Annotated in this window: 11 protein-coding genes; 3 read left to right on the top strand and 8 right to left on the bottom strand. The window is 70.9% G+C overall.

Annotated elements, in window-relative coordinates; translation table 11 throughout:
- Nucleotides 1–14: 14 nt before the first annotated feature.
- From ACFJGU_RS20945 to ACFJGU_RS20975, 7 genes are all read right to left on the bottom strand, one after another.
- Complete coding sequence (locus ACFJGU_RS20945; protein WP_382306300.1) at nt 15–2,312, bottom strand: transglutaminase family protein; 2,298 nt, start codon at nt 2,310–2,312, stop codon at nt 15–17.
- Nucleotides 2,309–3,508 carry a DUF58 domain-containing protein gene (locus ACFJGU_RS20950; protein ID WP_382306302.1) on the bottom strand — a complete coding sequence of 400 codons (1,200 nt, stop codon included), beginning with the start codon at nt 3,506–3,508 and terminating at the stop codon, nt 2,309–2,311. Before ACFJGU_RS20950 ends, ACFJGU_RS20945 begins: the two co-directional genes overlap by 4 nt.
- Nucleotides 3,505–4,476: an AAA family ATPase gene (locus tag ACFJGU_RS20955; RefSeq protein ID WP_382306304.1), complete on the bottom strand. Its 972-nt coding sequence runs from the start codon at nt 4,474–4,476 to the stop codon at nt 3,505–3,507. Before ACFJGU_RS20955 ends, ACFJGU_RS20950 begins: the two co-directional genes overlap by 4 nt.
- Before the next feature lie 15 nt (nt 4,477–4,491).
- Nucleotides 4,492–10,197, bottom strand: a complete 5,706-nt coding sequence (locus ACFJGU_RS20960) for an Ig-like domain-containing protein (RefSeq protein WP_382306305.1) — start codon at nt 10,195–10,197, stop codon at nt 4,492–4,494.
- Nucleotides 10,198–10,428: 231 nt separating this feature from the next.
- A complete protein-coding gene (locus tag ACFJGU_RS20965; protein ID WP_382306307.1) occupies nt 10,429–11,928 on the bottom strand; it encodes a serine/threonine-protein kinase in 1,500 nt (499 codons plus the stop codon).
- A 7-nt stretch (nt 11,929–11,935) separates the two neighbouring features.
- On the bottom strand, nt 11,936–12,772 hold the full coding sequence (locus tag ACFJGU_RS20970; protein ID WP_382306309.1) for a PP2C family protein-serine/threonine phosphatase: 837 nt from the start codon (nt 12,770–12,772) through the stop codon (nt 11,936–11,938).
- A gap of 32 nt (nt 12,773–12,804) precedes the next feature.
- Nucleotides 12,805–13,902, bottom strand: coding sequence for an FHA domain-containing protein (locus ACFJGU_RS20975; RefSeq protein ID WP_382306311.1), 1,098 nt, complete (start codon nt 13,900–13,902; stop codon nt 12,805–12,807).
- Nucleotides 13,903–14,057: 155 nt separating this feature from the next.
- Between ACFJGU_RS20975 and ACFJGU_RS20980 the strand changes: the two genes are divergently transcribed.
- From ACFJGU_RS20980 to ACFJGU_RS20990, 3 genes are read left to right on the top strand one after another with little or no spacing between them, the layout of a single operon-like run.
- Entirely contained in the window at nt 14,058–14,525 is a 468-nt protein-coding gene (locus ACFJGU_RS20980; RefSeq protein ID WP_092554062.1) for an Lrp/AsnC family transcriptional regulator, read from the top strand.
- A complete protein-coding gene (locus ACFJGU_RS20985) occupies nt 14,522–15,943 on the top strand; it encodes an aspartate aminotransferase family protein (protein ID WP_382306314.1) in 1,422 nt (473 codons plus the stop codon). Before ACFJGU_RS20980 ends, ACFJGU_RS20985 begins: the two co-directional genes overlap by 4 nt.
- A gap of 11 nt (nt 15,944–15,954) precedes the next feature.
- On the top strand, nt 15,955–17,361 hold the full coding sequence (locus ACFJGU_RS20990) for an NAD(P)/FAD-dependent oxidoreductase (protein ID WP_382306316.1): 1,407 nt from the start codon (nt 15,955–15,957) through the stop codon (nt 17,359–17,361).
- Between the two features lie 26 nt (nt 17,362–17,387).
- Here ACFJGU_RS20990 and ACFJGU_RS20995 read toward each other — a convergent pair whose 3' ends face one another.
- Nucleotides 17,388–18,587, bottom strand: coding sequence for a DUF4192 family protein (locus ACFJGU_RS20995; protein WP_382306318.1), 1,200 nt, complete (start codon nt 18,585–18,587; stop codon nt 17,388–17,390).
- Nucleotides 18,588–18,702: the final 115 nt, after the last annotated feature.

Below are 18,702 nucleotides of genomic sequence, written 5' to 3' on the forward strand. Positions count from 1 at the left end.
GCACGTTCTGCACTTCACCGGATGTCCCGCCTCTTCTTTCCCTTGCCATGATACGTGCGCAACGACCGGGTCGACAGCCGGGCCAGCAGCCGCTGGAGGCGCCCGCGCGACTGGAGCAGTCGCCGTCGCTCGGTGTCGGAGGCGGCCCAGATCTCCGCGATCTCCCGCTCACCGGGGTCGGCAGGCGCGTAGACGGCGCCGTCGATCCGCTCCGCGAGCAGCACGGCGGAATCACCGCCGAGAGAACGTGCGGCCTCGCGCCGGGTCGCGTTCGCGGGGGCGGGCTCCGCGACGTCCCGGGCCGTGTCGAGCAGTTCGGCCCAGCCGCCGGCTGCGCGTTCCCGAGGCGTTCCCTGTGTGCGCCGGCGGGTGCGCCGCCTCCGTTTAAGGGCGAGCACGACGAGGAAGGGGGCGAGCAGGATGGCGATGACGGCGAGCGACACTCCGGCGATCGCTGCGATCCGCAGCACGATGCCGAGCACGTCGTCGGCGGGGGCGGGTTCGTCGTCGTCTTGCTGCAGCGGCGCCGCCTCCACCGGATCGTCGAGGTCATCGGCGGCCGGGGGGATCACGTCGGGTGGCTGCACGGCTGTCGAGCTGTCGTCGAGGGCCGTGTCGGGGATGGGTCGCGGGTCGGGCGACACGTCGAGCGGCATCCAGCCCGCTTCGGCGGTGTAGACCTCGGTCCAGGCGCTCGCATCCTGTCCCCGGATGTCCGCCGACGCGCCGGCGGCGGCAGTCTCGGGCACGGTGAAGCCCATCGCCACCCGGGCGGGGAACCCGACGGATTCGGCCAGCAAGGCGCCGGCCACCGCGTACTGCTCGTCGTCGCCGAGCATCGGCGACGCGGTGAGGAGTTCTTGGATGCGGTCGGCTCCATGGCCGGATCGGCTGAAGACCTCTCCGGCGCCGGATCCCGAGAGGTAGCCCTCGCGAAGGCCCTCGACGATGCCGGCCAGCCGTTCTCCCGGCGACGCCGACGCCGGGGCCCACTCGGCCGACCGCACGGCGACCGCGTCCGGAACGGCGTCGCTCGGCGCGGGCGGTGCGCCCCCCGGGGTGAGAGCCGCGAGATCGGCGGGCGCAGATCCGCCGACCACGCCGGAGGGGTCCTGTGTGGTGAGGCGGTACGAGTCGCCGTCTCGGAGCCCGACCGTATCGGCGACGGTCGAGAGCGCCGCGCTGAAGTACAGGGAGTTCTGCAGGGCATCGGCGTTCGGCCCGCCGAAGGTGACGGCGAGCGGGTCGCCCGTGGTGGGCACCCATACCGAGTCGTACCGCCCGACCTGCACGTCGACGGTGGTCGTCGACCCGGTGCTCCCCCGGCCGACGGAGGCAGCATCCGATTCCGGCCCACCGAGCCGCTCGGGCACCCGGGAGAACAGTGCTCTCGCCTGCTCCGCTCCCCCGACGGTGAAGACGACACCGTCGTAGTCGTTCATCCGTGCGACGACGATCCTCGCGCCCGGCTCCGCGCCCGTGACGGTCAGCACCACGGCATCGGCGAGCGGTTCCTTCGTGAAGGCGCGGAATCCGGAGAGGGGGCTCGGGTACTCGCGAGCGTCGAACGGCTGCTCGACGGCATCACGGGCCACCACACGGTCGGGTGCCGGGAGGGCGACCGTCACGGCGACCGCCACCACGACGCCCGCCGCCACCACGCCGGCCGCCGCCGCCACCGCCCGCCCGGGCACCCGGACGCGGGAGAGGACGAGCCAGGCGACCGCCACGACCGCGAACAGGCCGCCGACCGCGATGGGTGCGAACGCCACGGCGCCTCCGAAGAGGACACCGGCGACGAGCGCGAGAGCAGGGACCACGACGGCGAAGGCGGGTCGGGAGGTGCGGAGGGCCAGCGAGACGCCGAGCACCGAGGCGACGAGGAGGACGACGAACACCGGCACCAGCAGGGCCTGGTAATTCCCCACCGGCAGCTCGATGGTGAGGAGCTGGCGCCAGCCGGCCGCCGTGGTGACCACCAGGTCGGCGAGACCCCCCGGCGTCGGCAGCACACCCCAGAGCGCCTTGGCCGGAACAGCCAGGGGCACGCCCAGGAGCAGCCAGGCCAGGATCGTCGCGAGCAGCACCAGATGACTCGGCCACGACCAGCGAGCCCCGGCGGCCGCGATCCCGACGCCGACGGTCACGGTCACGAGCGCCAGCAGCACGAACGAGGGCGACTCGTAGATCGGCCACCAGGCCGCTGCGGCCACCAGGGTGAGCACCTCGAACACCAGCGCCGCGATGAGGATGCGGCCGGCCGGCATCCGCGAGGTCGATGCGATGGGAGCGCGCTCCGTCGACGTCGTCACACGCCCACCGCCCGGGTCAGAGTGCGGACGAGGTCGTCGAGATAGCCGATCCGTGTGATGCGGAGGGAGTCGATGCGCACGAGCGTCGCCTCGGCCTCCGGCTCGGCGACCACCGCGATCACCTCGACTCCGGTCGCGAAATGCGAGGCGGCCGCCCGCAGCTGGCGAGCGGTGACCGTCGAGCCGCACGCCAGGAAGACCACCGAGGCATCCGGCGCCGACTCGCCCACCGCTCGCGCCACGGCGGGCAGGCGCGCCGCCCGCGGCGCCGCTGATTCCTCGATGCCGCTGAGGTCGTCGAGCAGCTCCCGCGGCGCACGCACTCGCAGGCGCGCGCCGCCTTCGGCACGACGGCGGGTGCCCTCACCGGCGAACACCGACACCGTGGTGCCGTCGGCAACGGCGCGCACCCCGATCGACGCGACCACGCTGACGGCCAGCTCGAACTCCTCCTCCGAGGCGTAGTCGGCCGCGCTCAGCGACTGCAGGACGATCAGATGACTGCGCCGGGTCTGCTCGAACTGGCGCACCAGGAATGTCCCGGTCTTCGCCGTGCTCTTCCAATGGATGTGCCGGCGGTCGTCGCCTGGCACGTAGGGACGGAGCGCGTGGAACGACATGTCGCTGTCGGTGAGATCGGCGGTCGGGATGCCTTCGAGGTCGCGCAGCAGGCCGGTCGTGTTCACCGGGAGCGACACCGTCGTCGGGTGCACGTAGAGTTCCGCCGTGCCCGAGCGCACGGATTCCCGCCGGGCCAGGCCGATCGGATCGCGCCGTACGATGGTCACCGGTCCGAGGGTGATCACGCCGCGTCGCACCGTGGGGACGGAGACGAGCACTTCGCGCGATTCCCCCGCCGCTAGAGCCGGCAAGCGGATCAGCTCGGTGCGCCCGCCCACCAGGAATTCCGCCTGGTGCGCCCGCCGGCGTCGGGCGGAGTCGTTCGTGACCCGGACCGCGACGGTGGCCGCCCCACCGGCGACCACCCGGCGGTCGAGGACGTCGATCTCGATCCGTCCGCTCGACCGGCCCACCAGGAATCCCGCCGCGACCACGGCGACGACGAGCGCCACAAGGCCGACAACCAGGAGCTCGGTCCAGCCGAAGGCGATCCCGCAGGCGAGGCCGATGACGGCCATCCCGATCACGACCCACCCGCTCGACGCGATCGCGACCGGGAGTCGGCGCCCGCTCATGCGGCCGAGACGTCCCCGGGGGGCGGGACGTCGAGCAGGATCTGCGAGATGACGCCGAGCGAGGTCACCCCGTCGAACTCGGCCTCCGGATCGAGCACCAGGCGGTGCGCGAGTACGGGGCCGGCGAGCGACTTGACGTCGTCGGGCACCACGTAATGCCGCCCGTCCGAGGCCGCGTAGGTCTTGGCCGTGCGGATGAGCGCCAGCGCGGCCCGCACGCTGGCGCCGAGACGGGTCTCCGAGGCGTCTCGCGTGGCCTGCACGAGTCGGGACACGTAGTCGTTGATGGTGGCGTCGACGTGCACCGTGCGGGCCTCGGCGGCCAGTAGCGTGACGCCCTCTGCGGTGATGATGGGCGGCAGCGGATCGCCGTGCGCCTTGTGCGTCGCTCCCTCGAGGATGCGCAGCGTGGTGGCGTGGTCGGGGTAGCCGATCGAGGTCTTGATGAGGAAGCGGTCGAGCTGCGCCTCCGGCAGCCGGTAGGTGCCGGCCTGCTCGATGGGGTTCTGCGTGGCGACCACCATGAAGGGCTCGCCCACGGGATGCGCGCGGCCGTCGACCGTGACCCTCCCCTCCTCCATCACTTCGAGCAGGGCCGACTGGGTCTTCGGCGACGCCCGGTTGATCTCGTCGGCGAGCACCACGTTCGCGAAGATCGGCCCGGGGTGGAAGGTGAACGCTCCGCTGTTCTGGTCGTAGACGCTGACGCCGGTGATGTCACCCGGCAGCAGGTCGGGCGTGAACTGGATGCGGCTGCTGGTGCCGCGCACGCTGTCGGCCACAGCGCGGGCGAGCGAGGTCTTCCCGGTGCCCGGGGCGTCTTCGAGCAGCAGGTGGCCCTCGCTGAACAGGGCGGTGAGAGCGAGCCGGATCACGTGCGACTTGCCGTGCAGCGTGCGCTCGATGTTGGTGGTCAGGCGATCGAAGACGTCGGCGAACCGCACCGCCTGTTCGGTCGTCATCGTCATGTGCACACCTCTCCGCTAGCCAAAGTACACATCCCCGAACGGACCGATCCGCACATACAGCGCCGCGTCGCCCGTGACGGGCGCTCCGGGCGTGCAGGAGTTCGGGCCCACAATCTGGTCCTGGGGCAGATTCTCGGGGTGATCCTTGTTCGCGCGGTAGACCGCGCTCGAGCCGCACCAGTACGTGGGTTGGAGGGAGCCGTTCTGCGGCGCGGTGGCCCAGGACCAGGCCGCGCCGCTCCAGGCCGGGGGGCTCGGCGCGAATTGGAAGGTGACGGACGGCTCGGGCGCGGTGACCGGCGCCGAATACGGGCCGCACACCTCCACCCCGCTCCAGACGTTGCAGGCACGGATGACGAAGCGGTACCGCTCACCGAAAGCGCCTTCGGCGAGCTCGCGCGGGAAGTTGCCGAGCTGGAGGCTGACAGCCGGGCCGTTCGCGCTGCCGCCGGCGTCGACCGGGCGAACGTAGTAGCGCGGGTTCGTGACCGCGTTCGGCGTGGGCGCCGAGTCGATCCTCACGTCGAACGCCCGCTCGCGCCGCTGCATCGACAGGGCGACCGCAGACGCGTCGACCTGACCCGGGCTCGGGTAGGCGACCGTCGTCGCCACGGCGGATGCCACACAGCCGGCCGCGTTGTATCCCCAGACCACGAACGAGTAGGTGGAGTCGACCTCGGTGAGTCCGTCGAAGGTGGCGCTGCGCGCGTCTCCCCCCAGGTTCTGCTGCGCCGCGACGTCGCCGCCGGATCGGGGCGGATCGACGGTACCGGGAGCGGGAGAGGAGACCGAGCAGGATTGCGCCCCGTCGGGGACCGAGGTCACACCCTCAGCGAGCAGTTGCGCGAAGTAGCCGGTGACCCGGTCGCCGTTGCCGCCGAATTCCGGCCACGAGATGGTGACCGAACCCGGGCCGCTGTCGAGGTTGGCCACGGCCGACACCGTCGAGGCGGTGGGTGGCCCGAACGGGGTTCCGCTCGCACTCGCCGAGGGCCAGACGGCGAGCGCCGGATACGCACCGTTGCGGGCGGTGACGGTGACCGTGCTGGACTGGCCGTTCGCGAGGCCGGTGACCGTGGTCTGACAGTGCCCGGCATCGCATCCGGGCCCGGTCGCATCCAGCGTGGCGACCGCGCGTCCGTCGGCGCTGACGTCGTATTCGCGCACCGCGGAGCCGCCCTGACCGACGGTGGACGTGTTCCAGCGCACGTCGAGGGCGCCGTCGCGCGGGGCGACGGTGACCGCGCCCGGTGCCGACGGGAGCAGGTCGGACCAGACGGGGGTGGCGTAGTTCGCGGCATCCGAGCTGCCGATGGCGTTCTTCGCCGCCACGCTCACGGTGACGGCGTTGCCGGGACCATTGCCGGGTGTGCCGACCACGCAGCTCGTGCTGGCGCATTGGCTCACGATCGCCGAACCGGAGTCGGTGCGGGTCACGACGTCGAAGCCGGTGATCGGCGAGTTGTTCGACGGTCCGGCGGCGAAGGAGACCGAGACGGTGCGGTCGCCGAACCCGGTGACGGTGAGGCCGGTGACCGGGCCGGGCCTGTCCTGCACCGCGATGCGCACGGTTCCCCAGGTGGCGCGATCAGGGTCACCTGTGCCGTCGAGCACCTGGTACTGCAGCGACACGTCGCTGGGCGGCGCATCCGGAGCCACGGTGATCTGCAGCACTCGCTTGTCAGCGCTCGGCACCACCGTGACACCGGCGGGCAGTGAGCCGGCGTCGGCTCCGCGCACCGCGGCGACCGTGAGCGGCTGTTGGGGGAACGGATTCGTGGCGTCGTCGTTGGCGAGCACGTCGACCGTCGTGGTCTGTCCACGCGGGGCGATCACGGTGTCGGTCACCGGCACGGCGAGGGGCTTGGTGGAGGGGACGACGGACATGTCGATCCGTCCGGTGGTGCCCGCGCTCGCCCCGTCGCCGACACCGATCGCGAGAGTGCCCTGCGCGCCCTTCTTCGCTCCGACGTCGGCGGTGACCGTGAGCGTCGATCCGAGCAGCAGCGCCGTGAAGCCCGTGGGCTTCGGATCGAGCAACTGGTAGCGGAACGACGACGACAGTGCGCCGGACGGTGAGCTGGTGAGCCGGCTCAGGTCGATCACCTTCTGCTGGCCGGGCTCGAACTCGATCGTGGCGCCCGTGAACACGGGCGGCTGGTCGTCGCGCGGCGTGACGGTGATCGGGAGCACGAGGGTCGCCGTACGGGCGGACGCTCCCCCGCCGTCGGACACCTCGAACGAGATCGACGCCGGGCCGAAGTACTTGTCGGCGCTCCGGAACACCAGGGAGCGGGAGTCGGCGACCAGCGGTGACCCGTCGGCGTGCGTCGCTCGCACCGAGTTCGGATCGGTGATCGTCACCTGACGGCCACCCACGGCCACGACGTAGTCGTTCAGCGCGATCCTCAGGGTGCTGCCGCTCTGCACGGTCAACTTCGGAGCATCCGGGCGCAGCTGGGGCAGCGCGTCGTCGGTGCCGGGCACCCAGATGAAGCCGCTCGAGCGCACGTTCGGGTCGTCGGGATGGGCCACGGAGAACGGGATGACCTGCCGCTGCGGCTTCACCGTCACACGCACCCGTCCATGATCGACCTGCGCGACCGAGGCGTAGGCCGGGAGCACCGAGAGCCATAGCTCGCCGGCCGGGCCTTCTGCGAAGAACACGTTGTCGAGCACGTCGACCTCGACGCTGCTCTTGTCGAGGATGTCGGTGAGCGAGAGCACGGTGTCACTCACCTGCGGGCGCGCCAACGGGGCATCGGCGCTGACGTCGACGGTGGCGAAGCTCGAACTCGTCCCCCCTCGCGCGTTCGCGATCGTGTAGATGAAGCCGTAGCGGCCGGGCGTCGTGGGCGTGACGATCGAGAGCATGTCGTCGACGATCGTGGCCGTCGCCCCCTCGGTGACGGGGGTGGCATCTGTCACCGTCAGAGCGCCGCCGTCGGGATCGGAATCGTTCTCGAGCACCCGCACCAGCACGGTCTTGCCGGGGCGCACCAGCACCTCGTCGGGCGTCGCGACCGGGTTGCGGGCGCCGTCGAGGCGAGCGCTGACGCCGACGCGGACCGTGCCGGAGGCGCGCGCGCCGAGCCGATCGACCACGCTGTAGCGGAAGTCGTCGGTGCCGGTCGAGTAGTCGCCGGCGGTGTACTCGATCCAGTCGGTGCCGGTGCCGGAGACCGTCCCCTTGTCGGGCACGGAGTCGATGCCCAGGAACTGCACCGAGTCGCCGTCGGGATCGATACCGGTGAGCGGGATCGGGATGCGTACCGTCTCCCCCGCGATCACCCGCGCCGTGACCTGCTGCGGCACGGGCGCGGCGTTCGCCGTGGCATCCGCCTCACGCACGCTGATCGTGACCGGTGCGGTGGCCCACTGACCGTCGGGTGCGTCGACGCGGTAGACCGCGGTGAAGTCACCCGGGGTTTCGGGCGCGAGGTAGCGCAGCCGGGAGCCGGAGGTGAAGAGCAGGCCGGAGTCGGCGCCGAGCGTCTGCACGAGCTCGGGCGCGAGCGTGAGGGAGTCGCCGTCGGGGTGAACGTCGTTCGCGAGCACCGGGATGTCGACGACGTCACCCACCCGCACCGACGCGGTGTCGGGCACCGCGACCGGGGGCTGGCGCTGGGCCGGTTCGGGGATCTCGACGACACTGACCGAACCCTGCGCGTCGGCCAGTCCGTTGGTGACGGTGTAGGCGAAGGAGGAGCTGCCGCTCTCCAGCGGTCTCGTGAGGGTGACCCGGATCATCCGCTGATCGATGATCTCGACGCGCAGGCCGTCAGCGGCCGAGACGCCGTCGACACCGCTCACGATCAGCACGCCTCCGGCCGGGTCGAAGTCGGTGGCGAGCACGTCGACCAGCACGCTCGTGTTCTGCCGGGCGAACGCGGCGTGCGGCACCGTGACCGGTCGGGTGTTCGCATCCGGCGGAAGGGTGGCGATGACGCGGATGACGCCGGATGCGGTCTTCGCGCCGTCGGACACCGCGTAGTCGATGGTGTCGGAGCCCGCCGCCTGCGCCGTGATGCGCACGGTGCCGCCGGCGTAGTCGGGCGTGATCTCGAACCCTTCGTGGGCAGGCACGTTCGAGAGCCGCAGCGCGGGCGAACCGCCGCTCACGTGCTCGAGCGGGCTCAGCTGCACGGGCTGCCCGACTTTCGCGAGCACCACGAAGCCCTCGGCATCCAGCGGCACGTCGGCCGGCTGGTGCACGGCGACACCGATCGTTCCGGTGGTGGCGGCCTGACCGTCGCTCACGCTGAGCGAGACCTCCTTCGTTCCCGTCGACTGCCCGGCGTCGGTGAAGGTGACGACACCCTCGGGGGTGAAGGTGACGACATCCGGTGCCGCCGTCGCGGCGGACTGCACGTAGAACGCGTCGCCGTCGGGGTCGTACCAATCGCTGCGGACGTCGGAGTCGGCTCGGCCGCCGACCGCGACGTCGATCCCGGCGCGGTTGCTCTGCACGGGCGGCGAATTCTCGTCGGGCGACCGCACCGCGACGCGCACCGTGGCGTCGGCCGTTCCTCCGCGCCCGTCGGAGATGGTGTAACCGAAGGAGACCTCGCCGCTCGCCGTGGGCGGGAGGGTGAGCTGGAGCTGCTGGTCGTCGCTGATGCGCTGCACCGTCCAGTCCACGCCGTCGGGCAGACGCACCTCGTCGATCACGATCACGTCGCCGTTGGGGTCGTAGTCGTTGAGCAGCACGGGGAGCACCGTCGAGCGGCCGGGACGAGCGCCGAGCTCGTCGTCGACGGCGACCGGCGGACGCTGGGTCGGATCGACCGTGACCGGTTGATCCGTCACCGTCTCGTTCGATTGCTCCTCGGCCGCCGTGTCGGGCAGCAGGTCGTCCCAGTTGTCAATCGGCGCGTTGTCGCGCGTGACGTCCCAGGAGCGCCCCGTGACCGTGTCGCTCAGCAGCACGCCTCCCCGACCGTCGGTGCGGAAGACGAGGGCGTCGGCGCTCGTGGCACCCTCCAGTGTGCCCTCGACGGATTCGTCGTCGCCGCAGCGCAGCCACGACCGGCCGTCGGACCAGCCGGCGTGCCAGCATCCGTCGACCTCGACCGGGGACGCCGAGCGCCCCGTGTGGCCCGACGAGAGCGCCGTCGCCGAACCATCGGCGAGCGAGAAGTCGATCAGCGCCTCGGCCGTGGCGACGAGCACGCCCGGCGCGGCCGTGGACGCGGCCTGCAGCCATGACTCGTCAGCACCGACCGGGAGCTCCACCGGGAACGAGTCGCTCGCGGTGAGCAGACGGCCGGCGGTTCGGTCGAGCACGACCCAGCGGTCGCCGACCGCGGTGATCGAGAGGTCGTCGGACGGGTCGACCGCGACCGGCGTCGACGGGGCATCCGCTCCACCGGCCGCCGGATCGACCGCGAACACCGCTCCGGTCGCGGCCGAGACCGCGAACACCGTGCCGTCGTCGGCGACGACGGTGTCGCCCCCGGCGCCGAGGGTGAGATCGGCCGGCCCCGCCGGGTCGAACGCGGCCAGTGCTTCAGGGGTGCTGAGCCAGACGTCACCCGTGGTGCGGGAGGTGATCACGGCGACGGAGGCGGTCAGCGCGATCCGCACGTCTCCCACCGGGAGCGACACCGTGTCGGCCACCACGGCTCCCGAGGTGTCGAGGATGCGCGCCTCTCCGCCGCCGAGGTCGCTCACCACCACGGTCTGGCCGTTCTGGCTCACCGAGAGGGAGCCCGACTCCATCCGGATGGCGGTGTTGAGCTCGCCGACCTGGGGGATTCGCCCGGCCGACGGCCTGATGGAGGTCGCTGGTGACCCAGACCGTCGCGTCGTCGAGATCGACCTTCTGCGCCGTGTAGCCCGTCGACGCGACCGCGGCCACGGCCACCAGCGCCGCGACCACGGTTCCGCTGGTGAGGGTCGCGACGAGGGACTTGTGCGAGGCGACCCAGGCCGCCACGCCGGAGCGGGTGATCATTCCAAGGCTGCGCACTTCTCGGAACTGGCCGCCCCGGTCTTGCCCGCGCGCACGACCGCGACCGTGATGCAGACCGAGGTGTCGTCGGTGGGGAACGCGGCGAACTCGTTGCTGCGCTGAACAGAGCTCTGCCCGGAGCCGGTGGTGACCCGGTAGCTGTCGGCGTCGCGCAGTCCCGGGTCGCTCCAGGAGAAGAGGATGCGGCCGTCGGTCGTGGTGGCGGTGATCTCGCCGACGCTCGGAATCGAACGCCCCGCATCCTGTTGCGCGAGTGCGATGCCGCCGGCGGCGAGACCGCCCGCCACGACGACGGACGCGGCGACGATCACCGCCACGCGGATGCCGCGGCCACCCCCGTCGCGGGCGGAGCCCCCGGTTCCCGCGCCGGTGCCCCAGCGCTCCGCGGTGTCGACCCGCGAGGTTCGGGTCTTGTGGCGGTCGGCTGGTCCGTTCGACGGCGTCGCTCCGCCCGATCCGGATGCGCCGCCGGCACGGGCAGCGGACCCTGCGGCGGCCCGACGGCGCCGGCCCGACGGTGTTCCGACTCCGTGGGCGGTGCCGCTCGCCGCCCCCGCGTGCAGCACGGTGCGGTCGTCGGAATCCCGCGCGTAGTCGCCGGCCCACTCGGCCATGGCGATCTCGGCGCTGGTCTGCGAAAGGCCCAGCTCGGTCTCGACGGCCTGCAGCTCCCGCAGCAACTCGAGGGCCGACGCCGGCCGCTGAGCCGGGTCTTTCGCCATTCCTCGTGCGAGGAGGCGTTCGAGCGAAGCGGGCACGTCGCTGCGCCCGAGAGGAGGGAGCTTGGCCTTCGCGATCCGGCGCGCGAGATCGCCCGGAGCCGAGCCGCCGCCCGCCTGCTCGAAGGGCGAGCGACCGGCCAACAAGGAGTAGAGGGTGGCCGAAAGCGCCCACACCTCCGACGCCACGGTGCCCTGGGTCGCCTCGGACAACACCTCCGGCGCCGACCACGGGATCGACAGGCCCACGGCATCGATCGCCGCGTTGCCGCGCGTCGACGCCGAGATGCCGAAGTCGGAGAGCACCGGAGCACCGTAGGCCGTGAGGAGGATGTTCGAGGGCTTCACGTCGCGGTGCAGGATGCCCTGCTCGTGCGCGGTGTGCAGTGCACCCGCGATCTTCACGCCGATCCGCAGCACCTCGGCCACGGGGAGCGGCTCAGCGCGGTAGCGCTGGCCCAAGGACGACGAGCAGAGCTCCATGACGAGATAAGGCCGCCCGTCGGAGGAGACCCCTGCCTCGTACACGGTGAGGATCGACGGATGCGCGCTCAGTTTGGCCATCAGATCGGCCTCGACCTGGAACATCCGCCGCACCTGCTCGTTCACCACCTCGGGCAGCATGACCTTCACGGCCACCTGACGACGCGGCATGTTCTGCTCGAAGAGGAAGACGTCGGCGAAACCCCCGGAGCCGAGCACGCGAACCGAGGTGAATCCGGGGAGCGGCGGGGGTGGAGAAGGCAGACGCCGGGCCATCGGAACCTCAGTTCCGCCCGGTGCCGCGACGCGAGCCGTGCGATTCCACCGGCTCGGCGAGCGATTCGTCGGACTCGACGTCGACCACGACCACGGTCACGTTGTCGCGGCCGCCGTTCGCGAGTGCTGCGGTGACGAGCTCGTTCGCCGCACGCTCCGCCGTGGGAGTGGTGGAGAGGTAGTGGCGGATGCCGAAGTCGGTGAGCTCCTTCGTCAACCCGTCGGAGCAGATCAGGATGCGCTGACCGGCCACCAGGGGCAGGGTCGAGTAGTCGGGCACCGGCTTCTCGTGGAAACCGACCGCGCGCGTGATGACATTGCTGTCAGGGTGGTGCTCGGCCTGCTCCTTCGTGATCAGCCCGGCGTCGATGAGTTCCTGCACCACCGAGTGATCGACGGTGAGCTGGCGGAGCTCTCCATCGGAATAGAGGTAGACCCGGGAGTCGCCGATGTTGAAGACCATCCAGGCCAGCTCGTCGTCGACCTCGCTGAGGGCGACTCCGGTGACCGTCGTTCCGGTGCCGAGCACCGATTCGTCACCCACCCGGTCGATGTCGGTGAGCGCGCGCGCCAAGGCCTCTTCTATGGTGCCCGCGTCAGTGACCGCGGAGGAGATCTCGCCCAGCCGGTCGACCACGGCGGCACTCGCCACGTCGCCCGCGGAATGCCCGCCCATCCCGTCGGCCACGGCGAACACCGGCACCTCGGAGATCGCGCTGTCTTCGTTGGCGGCGCGCTTGTTCCCCTTGTCGGTGAGCGATGCCCACGACAGGGTGATGCGGCGCGGGTGCGCTCCGGCGCGGGTCACGCTGACGCGCGCGCTCGTTCGACCGATCTGGGTCACGATGTCCAACTCCTGACAGCTATCCGGGAATCCTAAACGGTGATCCCGGTGTTTCCCCGGTCTCGCGACGAGATGTGGATAACGTTTCCGTCGCCGATTTCGACGATAGCCGACCCGGATGCGACCACCGAATCTCCTTGCCGCAGCCGCACCGCGGGCCGGCCGGGCAGGCGCACGGTCGTCCCGTTGGTCGACCGCAGGTCGGTCACCACGACCGTGCGGCCGCTGAGGGCGATCTCGACATGGTTCGCCGAGACCTCCTGAGCCGGAGAATCCACCGTGATCAGGGCTTGTGCTGCGGCGAGTGTGAATGGCCGATCCGCGGCCCGGCGCGGCTGAGGCCGGCGCCCGATCACCACGGCACCGGTCAGCTCGAGCAGGGGCTGGTCGCCGACCCGGATCTCGTACACCGGCACGGGCTCGTCGGCCGGAAGGTCGGACACCGGTTCGACCTCCTCGTCCGTCCTGTCCTCCGCAGGCTCCGCGACCGTGTCGGCGGAGGTTCCGGCACGGTGTCGGATGATCGTGTCGCCGTCGGCCGTGTCGGGATCGTGGCTCGGGCGCTCCGCGGTGTCGCCGTCGGGGCCGGGTGCGGCTGCGGCCCCCCGCTCGCTCACGATGGTCTCGGGCGAGGCGGCCCAGAGCACGCGCGAGGCGTGGGCGATCCCGTGGTCGAGGCGCCGGGCATCCGTCGGCAGACGCAGGAGCGATTCCGGCACCGGGGGCAGCGCTCCGGTCGAGATGCCGATGACGGAAGGGAACTCGGCGAGCGCCCAGGGCTGCATGCCCGCCGAGCCGAAACGGCGCGAGCCGCCGACGGAGAGGAGGTCGACCGCCGCCGAGCCGCGCGCGACCACAGTCGCGGTCCAGTCCTGAGGCGGATGCGCGGGGTCGAGAGGTGCGCCGTCTCCGGGTTCGAAGCGCACCACCGTGAACGAGGAGTCGGCTGCCGCGCCACGGATCGGGATGCTCGACACGACCGACTCGATCGAGGCGTCGGTCACGCCCAGCGCGGCCCAGATCGCTTCGACGACCTCGTCGGACACGGCAGCCGAGATGGTCACCACCGTCGGCCACGCCGCCAGCACCGTCCACTCGCCTTCGGCCGGCACGAAACGAAGACTCCCCATGCCGTCACGGTACTACCGCCGGGCTCAGGCAGGCCGCCGTCGCGCCCGGCGCCTCGCCGGCACGAACCCGCGACTACTGTTGATTTCCTCAGTGCGCTCGGCGATTTGCTGCGGATTCGCTTGCCGAAGCCCCCAACTCCTGACAGTATCGAACAATGGGCCCCAAGCCGCGACCGTCTCAGCTCGACGACACCTCCAAGGCGATCATCGAGCAGCTGCAAGACGACGGCCGCCGCTCCTATGCCGAGATCGGCAAGGCCGTGGGGCTGAGCGAGGCCGCCGTGCGACAGCGTGTGCAGAAGCTCACCGAGTCGGGCGTGATGCAGATCGTGGCGGTCACCGATCCGCTGCAACTCGGCTTCTACCGACAGGCCATGATCGGGCTGAAGGTGTCGGGCGACACGCGCGTCGTGGCCGACGCGCTCGCCAAGATGCCCTCGGTCGACTACGTGGTGCTGACGGCCGGCACCTTCGACATCCTGGCCGAAGTGGTCTGCGAAGACGACGACGACCTGATCGCCCTGCTGAACTCCGAGATCCGGCAGCTCAAGGGCGTGCAATCCACCGAAACATTCGTCTATCTGAAGCTGCACAAGCAGCTCTACAACTGGGGCACACGATGACAACCACCGAACAACCCGTCTCCTCCGCCCAGGCTCGCGCCTCCCGCAGCGACGCCGAACTGCAGCGGATGGCGAAAGACCACCTGTGGATGCACTTCGCGCGCCAGTCGGTCATGGAATCGGGAGCGGGGGTGCCGATCATCACCCGCGGCGAGGGCCACCACATCTGGGATTCGACGGGCAAGCGGTACATCGACGGGCTCGCCGGCCTGTTCACCGTGAACGCCGGGCACGGCCGGAAGCGGCTCGCCGAGGTGGCGGCCAAGCAGGCCGAGGAGTTGGCCTTCTTCCCGATCTGGTCGTACGCGCATCCCTCGGCCATCGAGCTCGCCGATCGGCTGGCGCACCTGGCTCCGGGGTCGCTCAACCGGGTGTTCTTCTCGACCGGCGGAGGTGAAGCGGTCGAGACCGCGTTCAAGCTCGCCAAGCACTTCTGGAAGCTGCAGGGGCGCCCCACCAAGCACAAGGTCATCTCCCGCGCCGTGGCCTACCACGGCACTCCGCAGGGTGCCCTCGCGATCACCGGCATCCCGGCGATGAAGGAGATGTTCGAGCCGGTCACCCCGGGCGGTTTCCGGGTGCCGAACACCAACTACTACCGGGCGCACGAGATGGGCTTCGAGGGCACCGAGGAGGCCTTCGGACTGTGGGCCGCGAACCGCATCGAGGAGATGATCCAGTTCGAGGGCCCCGAGACGGTCGCCGCGATCTTCCTCGAGCCCGTGCAGAACTCGGGCGGCTGCTTCCCGCCTCCCCCCGGCTACTTCCAGCGGGTGCGCGAGATCTGCGACAAGTACGACGTGCTCCTGGTGAGCGACGAGGTGATCTGCGCCTTCGGCCGCATCGGCAACTACTTCGCCTGTGACACCTACGGATTCGAGCCCGACATGATCACCTGCGCCAAGGCGATGACGAGCGGCTACTCCCCCATCGGCGCGACGATCGTGAACGAGCGGGTCTACGAGCCCTTCAAGCACGGCCAGACCGCGTTCTACCACGGCTACACCTTCGGCGGACACCCCGTCTCCGCGGCGGTCGCGCTCGAGAACCTCGACATCTTCGAGGAGGAAGGGCTCAACGAGCACGTGCGGGAGAACTCGCCGATCTTCCGGCAGACCCTGGAGAAGCTCACCGACCTGCCCATCGTGGGCGACGTGCGCGGAGACGGGTTCTTCTTCGGCATCGAACTCGTGAAGGACAAGACCACTCGCGAGACCTTCGACGACGACGAGTCGGAGCGCCTGCTGCGCGGGTTCCTCTCCAAGGCCCTCTTCGAGGCCGGCCTGTACTGCCGCGCCGACGACCGAGGAGACCCGGTGATCCAGCTCTCCCCGCCCCTGACCGTGGGCCCGGCGGAGTTCGACGAGATCGAGCAGATCCTCCGGAGCGTGCTCACCGAAGCTTGGTCGCGACTGTAGCCGCGCGCCCGATGCGCGACTACCGCGACGTATCGTTCTGGTTCGATTCCCTCGCGGAATCGGACCAGGACGAATTCACCCCTCGAGCGTCGCTCACCGGCGACGTCTCGACCGGTGTCTGCATCATCGGCGGCGGCCTCACCGGCCTCTGGACCGCCTACTACCTCAAGAAGGCCGACCCGTCGCTCTCGATCACGGTGGTCGAGAAGGAGGTGGTGGGCTTCGGAGCCTCGGGCCGCAACGGCGGGTGGTGCTCTGCCCTGTTCCCGCGGTCGACGGATGCGCTCCGCCGGAACTACGGAGACGAGGCCGCCCGCGCGATGCGGCAGGCCATGATCGACACGGTCGACGAGGTGGGCCGGGTCGTCGAGGCGGAGGCCATCGACTGCGACTACCGGAAGGGCGGCACGATCGTGTTCGCCCGCGACGGCGTGCAGCGCGCCGCGGCCGTGGCCGAGGTCGACTCCGCACGCGACTTCGGGGTCGACCATCTCGAGCTGGTCACCACCGGTTCGCACGACGACCCCCGTGCTCGCTCCTTGCAGGCCACCTCGTCGCTCGCCGCCTCCTACGATCCGTCGTGCGCGCGAGTGCATCCGGCGAAGCTGGTGCGGTCGCTCGCACGAGTGGTCGAGGACCTCGGTGTGGTCATCGCCGAGCGGACCGAGATCGTCGAGTGGGCTCCGCATCGTGCCCTGTTCACCGGAGCCGGCGGAGAGGGTCTGATCTCCTGCGACGACTTGGTCATCGCCACCGAGGCGTACGGATCGCAGCTTCCCGGCGTCGGGCGCCGGATCATGCCGCTCTACTCCCTGATGATCGCGACCGAACCGCTGCCCGACGATCTCTGGGACGAGATCGGGATCGAGCACGGCATGACCTTCAGCGACTACCGGCACCTGCTCGTCTACGGCCAGCGAACCGCCGACAACCGATTCGCCTTCGGCGGTCGGGGCGCTCGCTACCACTGGGGCAGCTCGATCACACCCGACCACGACCGGGTGGGCCGGGTGTTCGACCACCTCGAGCGCACGTTGGGCGAACTCTTCACCGCCGCCCGGGGCGCGACGGTGACGCACCGCTGGGGAGGGCCGCTCGGCGTGCCGCGTGACTGGCACGCCACAGCCAGCTTCAACCCGCGCACCGGGGTCGCCTACGCCGGCGGCTACGTGGGCGACGGTTTGAGCACCACCAACCTGGCCGGCCGCACCCTGGCCGACCTGATCGGCCGTCGCTCGACCGACCTGACCGCGTTGCCGTGGGTGAATCACCTGTCTCCGAAATGGGAACCGGAACCGTTCCGATTCCTCGGCGCCAACCTGGGACTGGTGGGAACCGGCGCGGCCGACGTGGAGGAATCGGTGACCGGCCGACGCTCGCTGGCGGCGCGCATCCTGGGTCCGCTCACCGGCCACTGACCGAGGACCGGCGGTCGAGGCCACCGTCACCGGGGACTGCACAGCGTGGGCGCCGCGTCGGCGCCGATCCATTCGGGCACGAAGCCGTGCTGGATCATGACCTGCAGCAGGCGGGCCAGGCGGTAGTCGGGATCGACCCGCTGACACGCGTCGAGGTAGGAGTCGGCCACCGATCCACGCCCTCGGGCCCACTCCAGCCAGGCGAGCATGGTGAGCGCGGGGGGTGCCATCGATTCGGGCGCGCAGGACACCAGGTGTCGGAGGAGGTCGATCGCCGAACGGAGGGCGCCCGGCGCCGGCGGGCGATCGCCGACGCCGAGGAAGGTGTCGTGCACCGCCTGGGCGCCGATGGTGGCTCCCTCGGGTTCGGTGGCCTCGTGCAGGGCGATCACCCCGGCCTCGAACCCCCAGGCGCACATCAGGAGAACGCAATCACGCACCACGCGATGGCGGAGCGACCACAGCAGCGCGACGGACCGGGCATCCGAGGGCTGCAGCGACCCCGGCTCGCCCGTGAGCACCGCGTTCCAGTTCAGCAGCGTCTCGACGACGTCGACCTCCGGCGGATGCTCGACCGTGGCGTCGGGACCGGCGGCGTCGCGAGATCCTGTCGCCTCGGATGAATGCGCAGGCGCAAGAGAGTTCGTGAGCACCCCGAGCGCGGCCATCGACCGCGCGCGCCGATGCTCCGAGGCCGGCACGACGGGCACGAAAGGACCGTGATGCGGATCGGGCGGATGGACCGCCGTCGTGCCCGAGGCGCTGCCACGCCCTGCGGAACCGGCCGGCAGCCGGTGCCACGAACCGCCGTCGACGGCTCCGTCGAGAGATTCGGCATCGGCATCCGCCCAGTACCCACCGACGACGAGGTACGCTCTCGGCACCTCGAACCCGGCAGCTGCCAACCGCGAGCGGATCGCCTTCAGCACGGGCGAATAGCGCCACACGGACACGCGGTCGTCGGAGTCGCGCCCGAACACGGCGATCTCGGCCGACCCGGCGCCCGGCACACGTGCGACCAGGCCCGTCAACGCCAGCGCCAACTCCTCGCCGTCCGGCGGCGCCTCGGGCGGCAGATCGACGCGAAGGGCGGCAGGTGGCCTCCGCCTGCGCCGGAGATACAACGCGACGCTGGCCTGGGGCCGGTATCCCAGCAGGGCCTCGATGTCGAGCAAGGTAGCGGATGATGCCTGGGCCGCCCGCGGCGGCACGGTGAGTGGGGTCATGCCGGAAAGTGTCGCGGGTCGGGCATCGTCGCGGGCGGCCCGGGCGCGATCTGTGCACAGTCGGCGGCGACTCCCCTGTTGTGGAGAACGACGGCGCAGACGCGAAGACGCCGCC

Origin of the sequence: Herbiconiux sp. UC225_62 (assembly GCF_042694625.1) — a bacterium.
Lineage (GTDB): Bacteria > Actinomycetota > Actinomycetes > Actinomycetales > Microbacteriaceae > Herbiconiux.

What these genes read in the sequence shown, in the direction of transcription:
- ACFJGU_RS20950 (WP_382306302.1), bottom strand. Translation starts at nt 3,508, where the DNA reads ATGAGCGGGCGCCGACTCCCGGTCGCGATCGCGTCGAGCGGGTGGGTC.
- ACFJGU_RS20955 (WP_382306304.1), bottom strand. Translation starts at nt 4,476, where the DNA reads ATGACGATGACGACCGAACAGGCGGTGCGGTTCGCCGACGTCTTCGAT.
- ACFJGU_RS20960 (WP_382306305.1), bottom strand. Translation starts at nt 10,197, where the DNA reads ATGGAGTCGGGCTCCCTCTCGGTGAGCCAGAACGGCCAGACCGTGGTG.
- ACFJGU_RS20965 (WP_382306307.1), bottom strand. Translation starts at nt 11,928, where the DNA reads ATGGCCCGGCGTCTGCCTTCTCCACCCCCGCCGCTCCCCGGATTCACC.
- ACFJGU_RS20975 (WP_382306311.1), bottom strand. Translation starts at nt 13,902, where the DNA reads ATGGGGAGTCTTCGTTTCGTGCCGGCCGAAGGCGAGTGGACGGTGCTG.
- ACFJGU_RS20980 (WP_092554062.1), top strand. Translation starts at nt 14,058, where the DNA reads ATGGGCCCCAAGCCGCGACCGTCTCAGCTCGACGACACCTCCAAGGCG.
- ACFJGU_RS20985 (WP_382306314.1), top strand. Translation starts at nt 14,522, where the DNA reads ATGACAACCACCGAACAACCCGTCTCCTCCGCCCAGGCTCGCGCCTCC.
- ACFJGU_RS20990 (WP_382306316.1), top strand. Translation starts at nt 15,955, where the DNA reads ATGCGCGACTACCGCGACGTATCGTTCTGGTTCGATTCCCTCGCGGAA.
- ACFJGU_RS20995 (WP_382306318.1), bottom strand. Translation starts at nt 18,587, where the DNA reads ATGACCCCACTCACCGTGCCGCCGCGGGCGGCCCAGGCATCATCCGCT.